We start from the raw sequence: 17,187 nt of genomic DNA, 5'->3' as shown, positions 1-17,187 counted from the left end.
AGTAAAATTAATTACAAGATCGTACTAATAGTCAGGTGATCCTTAAGATGAAGTCCCAAATTCTCGGTTTTCTACAAGCAATAGCAAGATCACTTATGATCCCTATCGCCGTACTTCCAGCTGCTGCAATTCTCCTTCGAATCGGTAAAGTAGATTTTAATCATCCGTTCTTGATACAAATCGCTAAGGTTTGTCATTTGGGTGGAAGTGCTATTTTTGACAATTTACCGCTTCTGTTCGCAATTGGTATTGCGATTGGTATGACAGGTGGTGAAGGCATAGCTGCACTTGCCGCTACTGTTGGTTATCTTGTTTTCCAAAATGTACTTCATAACTTTGATACGCTGGATGCGAATCAGGTCGTCATTGATCATTTGGATATGGGTGTACTTGGCGGCATAATGACAGGGTTTATTACGGTTGTTTATTATCGAAAATACAAAAATTTACAGCTTCCGAAGGTGCTTGGATTTTTTGGCGGCAAACGATTCATTCCAATCATTACATCGCTGACGATGGTAGCAGTTGGGGTTGGAATCGGATTTATTTGGCCTACCGTTCAAGAATGGATCAGGCAGCTTGGCTTAACGATTATGTCTGCTGGTGGTGCTGGCGTCTTTACCTATGGGTTCCTCAATCGGTTATTAATTCCGACAGGCTTGCATCATATTCTAAATTCAATCGCATGGTATCAAATTGGGGAATACACGGAAGCAACAGGGAAGATCGTGCATGGAGACATGACTAGATTTTTTGCTGGGGATGCGAGTGCGGGTCGTTTTATGACAGGATTCTTTCCGATTATGATGTTTGGTTTGCCGGCTGCAGCGCTTGCTATGATCAAATTTGTCCATAAGAAGCAAAAAAAAGTTATTTCATCGATTTTGCTAAGTGCAGGGTTAACAAGCTTTTTTACTGGCGTGACGGAACCGATTGAATTCGCTTTCATGTTCTCTTCCCCTGTACTCTATGTTGTTCACGCGTTTCTGACGGGGACGGCTCTTATGTTGACGCATTTGCTTGATGTAAAGCTTGGTTTTAGCTTCTCGGCAGGTTTAATCGATTTGATGTTGAACTGGAACTCAGGTAAACATACGCTTGTTATTGTCTTGATCGGCATTGGTTATTTCATCGTTTACTATTTTGTCTTTATTGGCTGTATTAAGCTCCTTCGATTGAAGACGCCTGGAAGAGAAGTTCACGAGTCTGATACGGATGAGATTACGGAGACGTATACATTAGAACAAAGAGTTTCGATGGTCATTAGACAAATTGGTGGACTGAACAACATTGAAACTGTGGATGCATGCATTACTAGATTAAGATTGAAGCTGAAGCATGAAATGATTCTGGAGGAAGCTGATTTCACAAAGCTTGGTGCCTATGGGCTGATGAACATGGGTAGAGGGAATGTGCATATTGTTTTTGGAACGGATTCGGAATTGATAAAAGATGGAATTCTTGCCTTGATGTCGGCACGAGGTGTAGGGAGGATTGTATGATTATTCGCAAAATTGTGCATGTGCTGTCTCACAATGTTGTGATGGCGAAACTTTCTACGGGGAAGAATTCAATTGTTTTTGGCAAAGGAATTGGCTTTAAACGCACTCCTGGCATGTTTGTCGATGGTTCAGAGATTACACAAGAATTTCTAATCTATACATCAGAAGTGGTTGAACATTATGAGCAGATTATTAATGCCGTAGATGCAAGAATTATAGGGATTACGGAAGAAGTGATCGCATTTGCGCAAGGACATTTAGAAGGCCAGTTCTCTGAGACAATTCATGCAGCTTTAGTCGATCATATCAATTTTGCGGTTGAACGATGCAAGAAGGGAATTGCCATCACCAATCCCTTCTCCTATGAGATTAAGCTCCTTTATGGTGAAGAATATGCTATAGCGGATAAAGCGGTTAAGTTTCTTAATGAGCATTTGGATGTCGTACTGCCCGATGATGAAATTGCGTTTCTTGCCATGCACTTTCATGCAGCTCGAAGTCGGGTCAAAACTGTCGAATCACTTGAGCTAGTCAGGCTGGTTTCAAGTTTGATGGATGAAGCAAGAAGCATTGGCATTCAGTTCAATAATAGCTTCTCTACCGTTCGATTCATTACCCATCTCAAAAGTTTGATCGATCGCGTTAAGCATCATAAACCGATTCGAAATCCACTTCTAACGACTATAATTGAGGAATATCCCCAATCTTATAAAAGAGCAAAGCAGCTTACTGCTATCGTACATAAACATTTGAAAATCGAAGTTCCTGAGGATGAGGTTGGCTTTCTCATTCTGCATTTAGAGCGATTTAATGTCACCGAATAAAGCATATCCACCTCCTTCCATTCATACAATAAAGTGTACAAGTCTTGTAGGATAGGATTGGAGTGATGATCGTGAAACAGCTCAAATTGAAAAATATTTTATATCTGACCGCTGCTCTTGGCATGCTTATCTATGCAATCCCAAGATTAGTATTTATGGATCAAGTAGAGTCGTTGCAGACATTATTTAATGTTGTTTGGCTCCTTTTCGCTTTGCTTATTATATCCGCTCATTTACATGAACTTTTTGGTGTAGATCAAGAGACGAGAGACGAGCTAGATCGAATTGCGAAAATGAGGAAAAGGAGACAATTTCAACGCAGCAGATGATTCTGCTGTGTTTTTCATTTATAATAATAGTAATTATTAAGAAACTACAGGTCTTAGGTTACAAGCAATGTCGTTGTGAGGTGAATAGATTGTCGACGAAGAATGCACTTGAAACTACGAAGCACGAACAAATTTTAAATTATATTACAGAGCTTAAGCTTGGTAGTAAAATCTCTGTACGTAAGATTGCGAAGAATCTGTCCGTTAGTGAAGGCACAGCTTATCGCGCAATTAAAGAGGCAGAGAGTATCGGACTTGTATCGACGAAGGAACGAATTGGTACAGTCCGTGTTGAGAAGAAGCTGCGTCAGAATATTGATAATCTAACATTCGAGGAAGTTGTAAGAATCGTTGAAGGTGTCGTCTTAGGCGGCGTTGGAGGACTTAACAAGACCTTAAATAAATTTGTTATAGGTGCTATGCAGCAGGATGCGATGATGCGCTATATTGAGCCTGGCTCGCTTCTTATCGTAGGTAATCGTAATAAGGCGCATATCTGTGCGCTTCAATCAGGCGCTGCAGTCTTAATAACAGGCGGTTTCTCGACATCAGAAGAAGTTAAGGCGTTAGCAGATAAGCTGCGTCTGCCGATTATTTCATCTACATATGATACCTTCACGGTTGCATCGATGATTAATCGAGCCTTATATGACCGATTAATTAAGAAGAAAATCATGATTGTTGAAGATATCATGAAGCCTGATCGGCATGTGTATACCCTGAAAGCAAGTGCCTTAAGCAAGGAATGGAATAAACTTGTTGAAGAAACGCATCACAGCAGATATCCTGTTGTGGATGAATGGAATCGCGTAATTGGGATTGTAACGACGAAGGACGTCGTAAGAGCACCTGAGGGGTCTACGATAGAGAAATTGATGACGCGCAATCCACTAACTGTGAATCGCAACACTTCCGTTGCCTCAGCAGCACATATGATGGTCTGGGAGGGGATTGAATTGCTTCCGGTCGTTGATGGCAGCCGCAAAATTGTCGGTGTCATCTCTCGTCAGGATGTTCTGAAGGCTATGCAGCATATCCAGAAGGAACAGCATAGCAGTGAGACATTTGAAATGCAGATGTGGGGAGGTTTTACGGAATCACGGAATGAATCTGGCGGCTTGGTATTCCAAGGCAGTATAACGCCGCAAATGACCAATTATCTGGGTACGGTATCCGAGGGTTTACTTATGACCTTAATGAATCAGGCCGCATTCCGCGTTGTTCAAGATTATAAGAAGGGAGATCTGGTTTTGGATAATATATCCAGTTACTTTATCAGACCGCTTCAAATCGAGAACGTCATCGAAATTCATCCAACCATCATTGATATCACTCGTAAATTCGTCAAAATCGATGTCAATATTTATTGCAATGATACAGTTGCAGCAAGAGCCATGCTAACCGCTCAATTTATTGATCAGTCCTAGTAAATTACTAGGACTTTTTGTTTCTGGTGAAAGCCGCGTGATTGCGCAAGCCGGAATATAAATTAAATAATCCAACTAGCATAAAAATGGTGCCGATAATTCGCCTAACCGCAGTATCTGTAAAAAAGAATAATTGGCTGATCGAGAACAGGATGAGCATTAAGCCCATGCAAATATTCATTCGTGCAGCAAGTATGCCTCGTCGAATCGGATCGGATTGTCTTCGATATCGCAAAGCATAGAATACCGACAATCCAAGTGTGATGATGATTGACGCTGACAAAATATACTGAAATGTTAGAATCACAAAAAGACTCCTCCCAAGAGAACTATTATTCTAATAATGTAGAGTGAATAAGATTGGAATGCAAGGGAGAAAGCGTGACAATTTCATTACTCAGGTTCAGGAAGATGAACTTCTTTGGCTGTGAACCAAACGGTCAATTCCGTGCCGATCAAGGTGAAAAACTTGACCGTGACATTAAAATGCTTGTCGAGAACCAGATAGCTGTTTCGATTCGTTATCAATTTTTCATAGACTAGAATGTTCTCCTTGGCTGTCGTAATTTTCTGTTCATATACGATTTTAAGGCTAGCGCGTACCTTCTTCTCTAGCTCCTCTTTCAGGCTGGCAGTTAAATGCTGAGTCCCATCCTCTTGTAAACGGGCATCGATTTGTTTAATGACGGTGCTCTTCTTCTCGTTCTTGCGCATATGATCAAGATCTTCAGTTAACTCAATCGTTTGATTGCGCAGGATGTGATTCTCATCCACAATGACACTGAAATTATGATGGTAGACGAGCATGAAGATCGCAGCTCCAATAATCCCTCCTAATAATAGAAGTCCTATTCCTTGGGTGAAAGAGATGGAAGCAAGCCCCTTCAAGACTCGACTCCTCCTTTGGCAATCCATTGGATAAGGGTTGTAGCAAGATGCGCACCTAAATAAGCGGCTAAAATATATAAAATTTGTTTGATTGCAGGCGAAATTTGACCATCAAGAAAGTTGCTCTGAATCGATCGTATCGGATCAATCGTTCCTCCAACTGCAACAACAACCGCCCATATTTTAATATTCTCCGAAATCAGCTCCATCTGCTCCGTTGGATTCTTAAGTGTAATTACGGCTGCAATCCCAGCCAAAATACAACCTCCAATCACCACGCCAAAAGCGATGAAAAACTCATCAATCATTTTCGATACGAATGAAGTCATCTGCCGCACCTCCCTAGGTCGCATAAGATTGTAAGCTGACTTGTCTCACATCAAAATTGTCCAGCAGACCTTTATGCTGCAATTCGGTATAACGGGTTCAAGTCTCTGTTGAAATCGAATTCTTTTTAATTTATTTAATGGTAACAATATCGATTTCAAAGGAGACACGTAAACTTTGCCCCCGTTATACCTACTTTCCGCATTCGTGCTGGACAAATTGTTCCTATGATACTTGTCTACTATCAATCTTATGGGACTAGTACCGGTGAATATGATAAAATGATGATACATTTATCAGATAAGGGAGGTAGTTCGCAAATGAGTCGTTTTGTCCATCTGCATGTACATAGTGAATATAGCTTGCTTGATGGTGCTGCTCGGATTACAGACCTGGTTCGGCATGCAGCGGAACTGGGCATGGACTCGCTTGCCTTGACTGATCATGGCGTGATGTACGGGGCAATTGCTTTCTATCGGGCTTGCAAGGAGCATGGAATCAAACCGATTATCGGGATGGAAGCTTACTATACGGCAGGTTCAATGACGGATAGAGGAACGAGGCAGGAGCAGCCGATCTATCACCTGATTTTGCTGGCTAAGAATATACAAGGTTACCGTAATTTAATGAAGCTAAATTCACTTGCTCATTTACGGGGGTTTCATTATAAACCTAGAATCGACGCGGAAGCGCTTCGCAAGCATGCCGAAGGGCTTGTGTGTTTAAGTGCATGTCTAGGCAGTGAAGTATCACAGCACCTGCTGCATGATCGTAAGGATGAGGCCAAGGCTGCTGCTGAGCGTTATCGTGATATTTTTGGTGAGGATTTTTACTTAGAGCTGCAAGATCATAGCTTGATCGAACAGCGTAAAGTCAATGTGTCGATGATCGAATTGGCACGTGAGACGGGCATCCCGCTTATTGCGACGAATGATGTGCACTATGTGTGGGAGCCCGATGCGGCGGTGCAGGACATATTGCTTTGCATTGGAACAGGCAAGACAGTAGAAGATGAGGGTCGCTTGAAATTTAGCTCAAGCCAGTTATATCTGAAATCAGCGGATGAAATGGCGCGATTATTCCCGCATGTACCTGAAGCTTTAGCTAATACCCTGCAAGTAGCCGACAAATGCAACTTGGAGCTGGAGTTCGGCAAATCGATTCTGCCTATTTTTGAACCGATTCCTGAAGGGATGAATTCTGAGTCCTATCTAGCTGAGCTATGCAAGAAAGGGCTTGAGGAGCGTTATGGTGCGCAGTTAACGGATCTGGCCTATCGTGAAAAGCTCGAGACTAGACTTCAATACGAACTTGAAATTATAGCTCGAATGGGTTTTTCGGATTATTTTCTTATTGTTTGGGATTTTATTTCATATGCACATCGGAAAGGGATTATGGTCGGCCCTGGTCGGGGGTCATCCGCGGGCAGCTTAGTTGCTTATACTTTGCATATTACGAATGTAGACCCGATTAAATATAAATTGCTATTCGAACGCTTCCTCAATCCTGAACGTATCTCCATGCCCGATATCGATATTGACTTCAGTGATTTAAGGCGTGATGAAGTCATCGAATATGTTGTTCGGAAGTATGGTGAGGATCATGTCGCGCAGATTATTACATTTGGAACGATGGCGGCAAGAGCTGCTGTACGGGATGTCGGTCGTGTGCTCAATTTGCCGTTTAATGATGTAGACCGTGCTGCCAAAATGATTCCAGGCTATCTTGGTGTAACAATTGAAGATGCGATTGTGCAAAATGAGGATTTGCGCAAGCTGGCGGATCAGAATGCCAAAGTAGCCGAGCTGCTGGATATGGCGAAGCGTGTCGAAGGAATGCCACGTCATGCCTCGACACATGCTGCAGGTGTGGTGATTTCCAGAGAACCCTTAACTGAATACGTACCGCTGCAAGAAGGTACAGGCGGCTCTGCATTAACGCAGTATTCAATGGAACATTTAGAGCGAATAGGCTTGCTCAAAATGGACTTTCTAGGTCTGCGAACACTTTCGATTATTGAACGGACCGTGGAATGGATCAAGGAGCAGGATAACACGACAATTGATTTTACCCAAATCAATATGAATGAAGATGCTTTAACGTACGAGCTGCTTGTTCGCGGGGAAACGACAGGGATATTTCAACTGGAATCCACGGGTGTAAGACGAGTGCTCAAAGAACTGAAGCCTTCAGAATTTGAAGATATTATTTCAGTTCTAGCTCTTTATCGTCCTGGTCCGATGGAATTTATTCCGAAGTATATTGCGGGCAAGCATGGGCTTGTACAAGTAGAATATCCGCATCCATCGCTAGAAGAAATTCTGGGCGATACCTATGGAATCATCGTGTACCAAGAGCAAATTATGCAAATCGCGTCCAAGATGGCAGGATTCTCGCTTGGAGAAGCCGATCTGCTAAGAAGAGCGGTTTCCAAGAAGAAGCGCGAGGTATTGGATAAGGAGCGGGAACATTTTGTGAGAGGAGCAGTGGGGCAGGGATACGCAGAAGCTGATGCCAATCATGTCTATGACATGATTGTACGCTTCGCGGATTACGGCTTCCCACGGGCGCATGCGACCGCATACGGGGTGCTCGCCTTTCAGACCGCTTATCTGAAAGCTCATTATCCGAGGCATTTTATGGCCTCGATGCTTACTGCGGTGATGGGCAGCCACCGCAAAGTGGCCGAATACGTCGATGAATGCCGACGTATGCAGCTAACCGTGCTGCCCCCCGATGTGAACGAGAGCGGCGTGACCTTCACGCCGCTGGCTCCTCGCGGGGAGCAGCACGAAGGCAGCTCGCCTGCGCTGCAAGCGACAGGCGCAGCACAAGCGGATCGCGGGGCGATCCGCTTCGGACTTGCCGCCATCAAGAATGTCGGCACACAAGCGATTGACGCTATTCTAGCCGAGCGTCGTCACGGTCCCTTCACCTCGCTGCTTGATTTCTGCCAGCGTGTGGACCTGCGCGTCTGCAATAAGCGCGTGATAGAATCTCTAATTCAAGGCGGCGCATTTGATGAATTGCCAGGACATCGTGCGCAGCTCATCGGGATGCTCGACGAAACGGTTGAAGCTGCGGTCAAATGGCGCAAGGAACGCGACGATTTGCAGCTTCATTTGTTCGGATTCACAGAAGAACCGAATTGGCAGGTTGAGTATCCTGATATTCGGGCGTATACGCAAACGCAAATTCTCGAATTTGAACGCGAACTGCTAGGATTATTCATTTCAGGACATCCACTTGATGCACATGATGAAACGATGGAGCAGCTAAATGTCGATCCATTACATCATCTTCAGGAGTATGCTGAAGGAGCTGATGTTGTCATAGCGGGAATGGTAGCAGGGGTGAAGACGATCATCACCAAAAAAGGCGATCCTATGGCTTTCATGGATTTGGAGGATCGAATTCTGCGAACGGAAGTTGTGATGTTCACGCGAACCTGGAAGCAGGTTGCCCCACTGGTTCAAAAAGGGAACTTGCTAGTAGTGAGAGGTAAATTACAGCATGGAGACGAAGAATCATTTAAAATAATAGCGGATGAAGTTTGTTTGCTTACCGATCCTGATGCTGCTCGCAAAATTCGTAAAGCGCAGCGCCCACTCCAACCTGCTCCAGCAGCAGGACGGCGTAATCACTTTACGAAGGCTACGGAGGAACGTCTTTCGCAGTCAAATGTGAGTGGTAAGAAGCTAGAATCACAAGCAATTGCTGATTCGATACCAGCAGAGAAAGTCGTAAACCAAAGTGGCAACGCTCAAAGGGTGTATATAAGAATTGCACCTGAACATGAGCATCCGAGTAAGCTTTCACTACTTAAGCAATTGCTTAAGAAGCATACAGGACCACTTTCAGTAATTTTGTTCTATGAAAATGGCCGTCGAAGTATCGCTTTAAGTGAAACGTATCAGGTTCAGCCTTCACCTGAATTAATTAGACAAATCCAGGTGGTTTTAGGCAATGATTCAGTCTTTGTGAAATAAAACCACTCTTGTCCGCATACATTGTAAAATCCGGACAAGGGAGGATTTTATATATGAATTCACTTGAACATATTTTGAATGTGCTTAAAAAACGCGGAGTAACAGTTCCTCAAATAGCAAAAATCGTTTACAAGCTGCAGAAGCCATACAATCCTCTTCTGACCATAGAATCATGTGAGGAGAGTGTATATGCTGTGCTTGCCAAGCGTGAAGTGCAGTTTACCTTATATACGGGAATTGCGCTTGATGAACTGGCAGAGCAGAAGCTGCTTCCGCAGCCTTTGCAAGCGATTATGGAAGCTGATGAAGGTCTTTATGGCGTGGATGAGACGCTGGCACTGGGGATTGTACATGTATATGGTATGATAGGCCTTACTTCTTTTGGATATCTGGACAAGCAGAAAATCGGCGTGATTCGCCGATTGAATGATGACAAACATGCGATTCATGTTTTTTTGGATGATTTAGTGGCTGGTCTAGCTGCGGCGGCTTCCGCTAGAATTGCGCATCAGAATGGGAATTCAGCTGATTATTTAACTAATTTTTAGCGCAATTAGCTGCTATTCCCAAGCATAATGAAGCGCTATTCTTGCCTGTAATTCGATTGATGTGGTATCATTAATCCATTGTACGGGCACCTAGACGGCAACATCGTATGTTGAAATTATTTATCCTTCACAAATTTAAGGAGGTTTTTTGCGAATGTGGACGGTGATTTATATTGCGCCTACGGCTAAAATCGCCGAACGAATCAAGCAGAATTTGACCGAAGAAGGTTTTCTCGTTCAAGTCCGTGCGATCAGTATGACAAAAAACCAATTTGAAATACTTGTACCAGAAGGAGAGCTTGAAGAAGTTCAAGAGGTGTTAAATTCCATATTACATAGGTAATAGAGCGCACATGTTCGGCTTCCGGACATGTCTTTTTCCGTGATAAAGAATTTATGCCTTACATTACGTGAGATATGGGCGAGTGTGTGACATCAAGAATCTCCAAATCAGGCTTTCTGCCATACCATAGATTTTGAGTCAGTGAGGTGCTGAGGTGCTTAAGGATCTTTTTCAAAAACGAAAGTATGCAACAATTCCATCCGATAGACAAAAACGTGAAATTCCTGAAGGACTTATGAATAAATGTCCGAGTTGCGGGACAATCCAGTATAGTAAGGAATTGGAGATGAACCTTAAAGTTTGCAATGTTTGCGGATACCATTACAAGCTGTCTGCTGTTGAACGCATCATGATCATGATTGATGAAGACAGTTTCGTGGAGTTTGATAAGGAAATGATTTCAGAAGATCCGCTGGAGTTTCCTGATTATCCAAGCAAACTTGCAAAGGCGCAATCTTCTACTGGTTTACAGGATGCGATCGTCACAGGATCTGCTACAATAGGTGGTTTTCCCGTTGCTATTGGTGCTATGAGTTTTGATTTTATGGGAGGCTCCTTAGGATCTGTTGTCGGTGAAAAGATAGCGAATACGATCGAATACGCAATCGAGCAAAACGTTCCTGTTATTCTATTCTCCACTTCAGGTGGAGCTCGTATGCAGGAAAGTATTCTAAGTCTGATGCAGATGGCCAAAACAAGCGCTGCAGTGTCGAAGCTGAATGAGAACGGCGGGCTTTACATATCCGTCATCACAGATCCGACCTTCGGTGGTGTTTCAGCGTCATTTGCGATGCTGGGTGATATCATTATTGCTGAGCCAGCAACTTCCTTTGGGTTCACGGGCCGACGTGTAATTGAGCAGACGATTCGTCAAAAGCTGCCTGAGAATTTTCAAACCGCTGAGTTTAACTTGGCACATGGACAACTAGATAAGGTTGTACATCGTAAGGATATGCGTAATACGATTATTAAATTACTTGATATTCACGGAATGAAGGGAGAAGTGTCAAATGGCGGTTGAATTGGCTTTTGAACAGCCGCTTGTCGAGCTTCGATCGAAGATTGAGGAATTGCGCAGGTTTGGCGAAGATAAAGGGATTGATTTCAATGATGAAATCAAGCGTTTAGAGGAACGTTATGCTACACTCGAAGAAGAGCTGTACAGCTCGATGACGGCTTCTCAGAAAATGCAGATTGCAAGACATCCTGCCCGTCCAACGACAATGGATTACATCAATGCTATTTTTACCGATTTTGTTGAACTGCATGGAGATCGGGTTTATGGCGATGATTTAGCTATTGTTGGAGGACTTGCCAAAATAAATGGAATTCCTGTAACAATTGTAGGTCACCAGAAGGGTAAAGATACAAAAGATAACATTGCCCGCAATTTTGGTTGCCCACATCCGGAAGGGTATCGTAAGGCTTTACGTTTGATGCAACAAGCTGATAAATTCAATCGGCCGATCATCACTTTTATAGATACAAAGGGTGCATTTCCAGGTAATGCCGCTGAGGAGCGGGGGCAAGGTCAAGCAATTGCCCTTAATTTAATGGAAATGGCATCATTTCGAGTACCTATCCTAGCTGTCGTCATCGGAGAGGGCGGCAGTGGTGGAGCATTAGCACTTGGTGTAGGTAACCGAGTCTTGATGCTTGAGAATGCTATTTATTCGGTAATTAGTCCAGAGGGTGCAGCTTCTATCATTTATCGGGATGCTTCTAAGTCTTTACTGGCGGCTGAAGCTATGAAAATTACAGCTGATCACATTCTAGAACTAGGTGTAATCGACGGCATTATTCCCGAGCCTAAAGGAGGAGCACACAAGGACCCCATTCAACAGGCGGATAGCATCAAGACAGCATTATGGGAGCATTTGCAGCTTCTGCTCGGCATGAGCGAGGAGCAACTAAAAGAAGACCGATATGATAAATTTAGAGAAATTGGTCGATTTACATTCACTCAGGAGGGTAATCATGCGCAAAACTAAAATTGTATGTACGATTGGACCAGCAAGCGAATCCTTGGAGAACCTTAAGAAATTAATGAATGCGGGTATGAACGTTGCTCGCTTGAACTTTTCACATGGCGACTTTGAAGAACATGGCGCACGTATCAAGAACATTCGTATAGCTAGTAAAGAAACAGGTAAAACTGTTGCGATCCTGCTTGATACCAAAGGACCAGAAATTCGCACAGGTAAAATGAAAACGGATGAGCCGATTGAGCTTATCCAAGATCAATTCATTACGTTAACAACTGAAGAAATTCTTGGGGATGCAGAACGTATCTCTGTTACTTACACGGATCTGCCAAATGATGTGTCTGTTGGATCAACGATTCTAATTGATGATGGTTTGATCGGACTTGAGGTTGTTGCGATTGACAAGACAGAAATCAAGTGCCGTATTACGAATGGTGGACCGATCAAGAGCAAAAAAGGCGTTAACGTACCAGGCGTTAAAATTTCCCTTCCAGGTATTACAGAGAAGGATGCAAACGATATTGTTTTCGGTATTGAGCAAGGTGTTGACTTCATCGCTGCATCCTTTGTTCGTAAAGCAGCCGATGTCATGGAAATTCGTGAGCTTCTAGAGCGTCACAATGCACAATACATCAACATTATTTCCAAGATCGAGAACCAAGAAGGCGTTGATAACCTAGATGAAATTCTAGAAGTGTCCGATGGCTTAATGGTTGCTCGTGGTGACCTTGGTGTGGAAATTCCACCTGAAGAAGTGCCAATTGTTCAAAAGCATATGATCAAGAAATGTAACCGTGCCGGCAAACCAGTTATTACCGCTACGATGATGCTTGATTCCATGCAGCGCAATCCACGTCCAACACGTGCTGAAGCTAGTGACGTGGCAAATGCGGTATATGATGGTTCAGATGCAGTTATGCTTTCTGGTGAAACTGCTGCAGGTAAATATCCAGTTGAGTCTGTGCAAACAATGGCACGTATTGCTGAGCGTACGGAAGCAAGCCTTGAGTATCGTGAAATTTTCATGCGTCAAGCGCAATCTCAGCAAGTTACGGTTACAGAAGCCATTTCTCAAGCTGTTGCAAACTCTGCACTAGAGCTTGATGCGCGAGCTATTCTGTCCGCAACAGAAAGTGGCTTTACAGCAAGAATGGTATCCAAATACCGTCCTAAAGCACCAATTATTGCAGTAACGCCATCTGAGCAAACAATGCGCCGCTTGTCGCTCGTATGGGGCGTAATACCTCTACAATGCCCAGCAGCATCAACTACAGATGAGTTGTTTGAAACAGCTGTGAACAGCGCAGTTGCAAGTGGATATGCAACTTATGGTGATATTGTTGTCATTACAGCAGGCGTACCTGTTGGACGAGCTGGAACAACGAATATCGTGAAGGTTCACCAAGTAGGCGATATGGTTGCTAAAGGAACTGGAATTGGTACGAAGGTCGTTAAGGGTGAAGTTGTCACTGCAAGTACTGCACAAGAAGCACTAGATAAAATGAAAGATGGTGCTGTTCTTGTTACAACAATGACAGACAAGGACTATATGCCTGCCATTAAAAAAGCATCAGCACTTGTAACTGAAATTGGTGGAATTACTTCACATGCAGCAGTAGTTGCTGTATCTCTTGGAATTCCAGTTATCGTTGGGGTAGAAAATGCGAAGAGAATTTTATCTGAAGGCGTAGAAGTTACTTTATACCCTGAACTTGGCGCAATTTACAGCGGATGCGGTAAAGTGCTATAAGATTTACATTTGATTTGAACGTCATGAAAGTGATGCAGGTTTGTTCTGCATCACTTTTATTTGTATTATAGAAAAATGAAGGGGTGATTCAATATGCCGGGGCAGTGGCATCATCATGCAATAAGGGTTAGATATCAAGAAACGGACCAAATGAGGGTTGTCTATCATGCCAACTACTTAAACTGGTTTGAGATTGGGCGCACAGAACTGATAAGAGAGATGGGCTTTCCCTATACCGCGATAGAGCAAGCTGGGCTTATGCTGCCAGTGATTCATGCTGAGCTCGATTATCGTAAGCCTGCGAGATATGATGACATCATTTCCATCTATACGAGGATTGAAGCCTGTACACGCGTACGCTTGGAGATGGCGTATCAGGTCCATAGAAGAGAGGAAACCGATCTGTACACCATTCCCCCTTTTGCGGAAACAGATGGTAGAGAACCAGCAGGAGAGTTGTTAGTAAGTGGGTTAACGAAACATGTCTGGGTTAACAAGGAGTTTAAGACGACCAGATTGGATCATGCTCTGCCTGAATTACATAAACTGATTGATTCCTATAATTAAACTTTATTTAGAAATATTATTTTATTAAACCGATAATTAATTTTTATAATAATTGCGATTCACAGAAGGTTCAAAATACTTTATGATTAAGTTGGGGTCCTATGAACCGTTATTTTTTACTTAAAGATGTGAGGAGTTGTTCCCATGACTGCAACTAAAGGGTTGGAAGGTATTGTTGCCACAACCTCGTCCATTAGTTCCATCGTTGATGGCGTGTTAACATATCGCGGGATCGATATTGATGAATTAGCAGAGCATGCCACTTTTGAAGAAGTGGTTTATTTACTATGGTTTGGCAAACTCCCGACTAAGTCAGAGCTGAATCAATTGCAGCAGGACTTGAATGCGCATTCAATCATTCCGGATGCCTTGATCGAGCAATTGCAAATGTATCCTAAGGATGCCAATAGTATGGCAGTTCTTCGGACTGCTGTATCTTCACTTGCCTTATATGATCAAGAGTCAGGGGATATGAGTACGGAATCCAATGTGCGCAAGGCGATTAAGCTTCAAGCTCAAATTCCAACGATTATAGCAGCTTATGCTAGAATTCGTAATGGGGAGAAGCCTATTGCTTCAAAGGGTTATCCATCATTAGCCGCCAATTTTTTATATATGATGACTGGGGAAGAGCCAGATCCAGTTGCAATCAAAGCGCTTGATAAAGCACTCGTACTTCATGCTGATCATGAGCTTAATGCATCTACTTTTGCTGCGCGAGTAACTGTGGCAACGTTGACTGATATTTATTCAGGTATCACATCAGCTATTGGCACGCTTAAAGGACCGCTTCATGGCGGAGCGAATGAAGCTGTTATGGCAATGCTAGAGGAAATTGATAGTATTGACAATGTTGAAGCTTACATTAATAATAAGCTTAGCAACAAAGAGAAAATTATGGGCTTTGGACACCGCGTTTATAAGAATGGCGATCCACGTGCCAAGCATTTGCAAGCGATGTCACATGAGCTTGGAGTTATGAAGGGCAACATGAAGTGGTACGACATGTCCATTAAGATTGAAGCCATGATTACTGGTGAGAAAGGCTTGAAACCGAATGTTGATTTTTATTCAGCGTCGGTATACACAGCGCTAGGAATCCCACGTGATTTGTTCACACCAATCTTCGCGTTTTCTCGTACATCCGGATGGACAGCTCATATTCTTGAGCAATATGAGAATAACCGCTTGATTCGTCCAAGAGCCGAGTACACGGGCTTGTCCAATCAGCATTATATTTCGATCGAAGACCGTTAATCGCGTCAACAAGCGAATAGGACGGGCAGTTCCCGTATAGTAAGAAAATTTGTTATTTTCTTCATACAATGGGGCTCCCGTTTTAAGTTTGTCTTAATAAAAAGTAACGCAGTTTTACACCATATTTAGGAGGTAATAAGCAATGCCAAATTTTGAACAATACGAACTACCAACAGAAGGCGCAAAAATTACGATTGAGAACGGTAAATTGAACGTTCCGAACAATCCCATTATTCCATTTATCGAAGGCGATGGAACAGGTCCAGATATTTGGTCAGCTTCCAAGCGTGTTCTAGACGCAGCTGTTGAGAAAGCATATAATGGCGAGAAAAAAATTGCATGGTACGAGGTATATGCAGGTGAGAAATCATATAATAAATATGGAAGCTGGTTGCCTGCTGATACTTTAAAAGCGATCGATGAATACATCGTAGCAATCAAAGGTCCGTTAACAACACCTGTTGGTGGCGGTATTCGCTCTCTGAACGTTGCACTTCGTCAAGAGCTTGATCTTTATGTATGTCTGCGCCCTGTACGTTATTTTGATGGTGTTCCATCACCGGTTAAACGCCCAGAATTAGTAGACATGGTTATTTTCCGTGAGAATACGGAGGATATTTACGCTGGTATTGAGTACCAAGAAGGTACAGCAGAAGTGAAGAAAGTGCTTGAATTCTTGCAGCAGCAAATGGGCGTTAACAAAATTCGTTTCCCAGAAACTTCAGGTATCGGTATTAAACCGGTTTCCAAAGAAGGTTCCGAGCGTCTGATTCGCGCAGCACTCAACTATACGATCGAGCATGGCCGTAAGAGCTTAACGCTTGTTCACAAAGGCAACATCATGAAATTCACTGAGGGAGCTTTCAAAAACTGGGGCTATGAGCTAGCTGAGCGTGAGTTTGGTGATAAAGTATTTACTTGGAACCAATATGACCGCATCAAGGCTGAACAAGGTACTGAAGCTGCTAATGCTGCACAGAAGGAAGCTGAGAAAGCTGGCAAAATTATCGTTAAAGATGCAATTGCTGACATCGCTTTACAGCAAGTATTAACGCGTCCGAACGAATTTGATGTCATCGCAACATTGAACTTGAACGGCGACTACCTATCTGATGCTCTAGCTGCACAAGTTGGCGGTATCGGTATTGCGCCGGGAGCTAACATCAACTATGTGACTGGACATGCTATTTTTGAAGCAACACATGGTACAGCGCCAAAATATGCTGGTCTAGACGTAGTTAACCCTGGCTCTGTTATTCTATCTGGCGTTATGATGCTTGAGCATCTAGGCTGGAATGAAGCAGCTGACCTGATCTACAAAGGAATGGAAACTTCTATTAACAATAAAACTGTAACTTATGACTTCGCTCGTCTAATGGACGGTGCGACTGAAGTCAAATGCTCTGAATTCGCAAACCAAATCATCGCAAATATGTAGAGGAGGCTTGTAA

Annotated in this window: 16 protein-coding genes; 13 read left to right on the top strand and 3 right to left on the bottom strand. The window is 43.2% G+C overall.

The window, feature by feature from the left end; all coding sequences use genetic code 11:
* Positions 1 to 59 precede the first annotated feature (59 nt).
* The 4 genes from E0485_RS18150 to E0485_RS18135 all read left to right on the top strand — a co-directional run bounded on the left by E0485_RS18150 (position 60) and on the right by E0485_RS18135 (position 4,082).
* Positions 60 to 1,502 (top strand): PTS transporter subunit EIIC, encoded by a 1,443-nt coding sequence (locus E0485_RS18150; protein ID WP_132419518.1) that lies wholly within the window; start codon positions 60 to 62, stop codon positions 1,500 to 1,502.
* Entirely contained in the window at positions 1,499 to 2,326 is an 828-nt protein-coding gene (locus E0485_RS18145) for a PRD domain-containing protein (RefSeq protein ID WP_132419485.1), read from the top strand. The genes E0485_RS18150 and E0485_RS18145 overlap by 4 nt, the downstream gene beginning before the upstream one ends.
* A gap of 71 nt (positions 2,327 to 2,397) precedes the next feature.
* A complete protein-coding gene (locus E0485_RS18140) occupies positions 2,398 to 2,655 on the top strand; it encodes a hypothetical protein (protein WP_132419484.1) in 258 nt (85 codons plus the stop codon).
* An 89-nt stretch (positions 2,656 to 2,744) separates the two neighbouring features.
* Positions 2,745 to 4,082, top strand: a complete 1,338-nt coding sequence (locus E0485_RS18135; protein WP_235857618.1) for a DRTGG domain-containing protein — start codon at positions 2,745 to 2,747, stop codon at positions 4,080 to 4,082.
* 7 nt (positions 4,083 to 4,089) lie between these two features.
* Here E0485_RS18135 and E0485_RS18130 read toward each other — a convergent pair whose 3' ends face one another.
* The 3 genes from E0485_RS18130 to E0485_RS18120 form a co-directional block, all read right to left on the bottom strand.
* Entirely contained in the window at positions 4,090 to 4,389 is a 300-nt protein-coding gene (locus E0485_RS18130) for a YtpI family protein (RefSeq protein WP_132419482.1), read from the bottom strand.
* Positions 4,390 to 4,475: 86 nt separating this feature from the next.
* Entirely contained in the window at positions 4,476 to 4,970 is a 495-nt protein-coding gene (locus E0485_RS18125) for a hypothetical protein (RefSeq protein ID WP_132419481.1), read from the bottom strand.
* Complete coding sequence (locus E0485_RS18120) at positions 4,967 to 5,299, bottom strand: YtrH family sporulation protein (protein ID WP_132419480.1); 333 nt, start codon at positions 5,297 to 5,299, stop codon at positions 4,967 to 4,969. The genes E0485_RS18125 and E0485_RS18120 overlap by 4 nt, the downstream gene beginning before the upstream one ends.
* Positions 5,300 to 5,617: 318 nt before the next feature.
* On the opposite strand from E0485_RS18120, the gene E0485_RS18115 reads away from it, so the two are divergent.
* The 9 genes from E0485_RS18115 (at position 5,618) to icd (ending at position 17,174) form a co-directional block, all read left to right on the top strand.
* On the top strand, positions 5,618 to 9,286 hold the full coding sequence (locus E0485_RS18115; RefSeq protein ID WP_132419479.1) for a DNA polymerase III subunit alpha: 3,669 nt from the start codon (positions 5,618 to 5,620) through the stop codon (positions 9,284 to 9,286).
* Positions 9,287 to 9,339: 53 nt separating this feature from the next.
* Positions 9,340 to 9,834 carry a phosphatidylglycerophosphatase A family protein gene (locus E0485_RS18110; protein WP_132419478.1) on the top strand — a complete coding sequence of 165 codons (495 nt, stop codon included), beginning with the start codon at positions 9,340 to 9,342 and terminating at the stop codon, positions 9,832 to 9,834.
* Between the two features lie 154 nt (positions 9,835 to 9,988).
* Positions 9,989 to 10,177, top strand: coding sequence for a glutamate decarboxylase (locus E0485_RS18105; protein ID WP_132419477.1), 189 nt, complete (start codon positions 9,989 to 9,991; stop codon positions 10,175 to 10,177).
* 154 nt (positions 10,178 to 10,331) lie between these two features.
* Complete coding sequence (gene accD / locus E0485_RS18100) at positions 10,332 to 11,198, top strand: acetyl-CoA carboxylase, carboxyltransferase subunit beta (RefSeq protein WP_132419476.1); 867 nt, start codon at positions 10,332 to 10,334, stop codon at positions 11,196 to 11,198.
* A complete protein-coding gene (gene accA, locus E0485_RS18095; RefSeq protein ID WP_132419475.1) occupies positions 11,188 to 12,168 on the top strand; it encodes an acetyl-CoA carboxylase carboxyl transferase subunit alpha in 981 nt (326 codons plus the stop codon). The genes accD and accA overlap by 11 nt, the downstream gene beginning before the upstream one ends.
* On the top strand, positions 12,155 to 13,912 hold the full coding sequence (pyk, locus tag E0485_RS18090) for a pyruvate kinase (protein ID WP_132419474.1): 1,758 nt from the start codon (positions 12,155 to 12,157) through the stop codon (positions 13,910 to 13,912). Before accA ends, pyk begins: the two co-directional genes overlap by 14 nt.
* Positions 13,913 to 14,005: 93 nt before the next feature.
* Positions 14,006 to 14,479: an acyl-CoA thioesterase gene (locus E0485_RS18085; RefSeq protein WP_132419473.1), complete on the top strand. Its 474-nt coding sequence runs from the start codon at positions 14,006 to 14,008 to the stop codon at positions 14,477 to 14,479.
* A gap of 144 nt (positions 14,480 to 14,623) precedes the next feature.
* Positions 14,624 to 15,736 (top strand): citrate synthase, encoded by a 1,113-nt coding sequence (gene citZ, locus E0485_RS18080; RefSeq protein WP_132419472.1) that lies wholly within the window; start codon positions 14,624 to 14,626, stop codon positions 15,734 to 15,736.
* Between the two features lie 142 nt (positions 15,737 to 15,878).
* The gene (icd, locus tag E0485_RS18075; RefSeq protein ID WP_132419471.1) at positions 15,879 to 17,174 is read left to right on the top strand and encodes an NADP-dependent isocitrate dehydrogenase; all 1,296 of its coding nucleotides are present in this window, start codon (positions 15,879 to 15,881) and stop codon (positions 17,172 to 17,174) included.
* Positions 17,175 to 17,187 lie beyond the last annotated feature (13 nt).

Source organism: Paenibacillus albiflavus (genome assembly GCF_004344915.1).
Taxonomy (GTDB): Bacteria; Bacillota; Bacilli; order Paenibacillales; family NBRC-103111; genus Paenibacillus_AM; species Paenibacillus_AM albiflavus.
The sequence above is the reverse complement of the archived record's forward strand: the minus strand, read 5'-3'. Positions and strand labels throughout refer to the sequence as shown.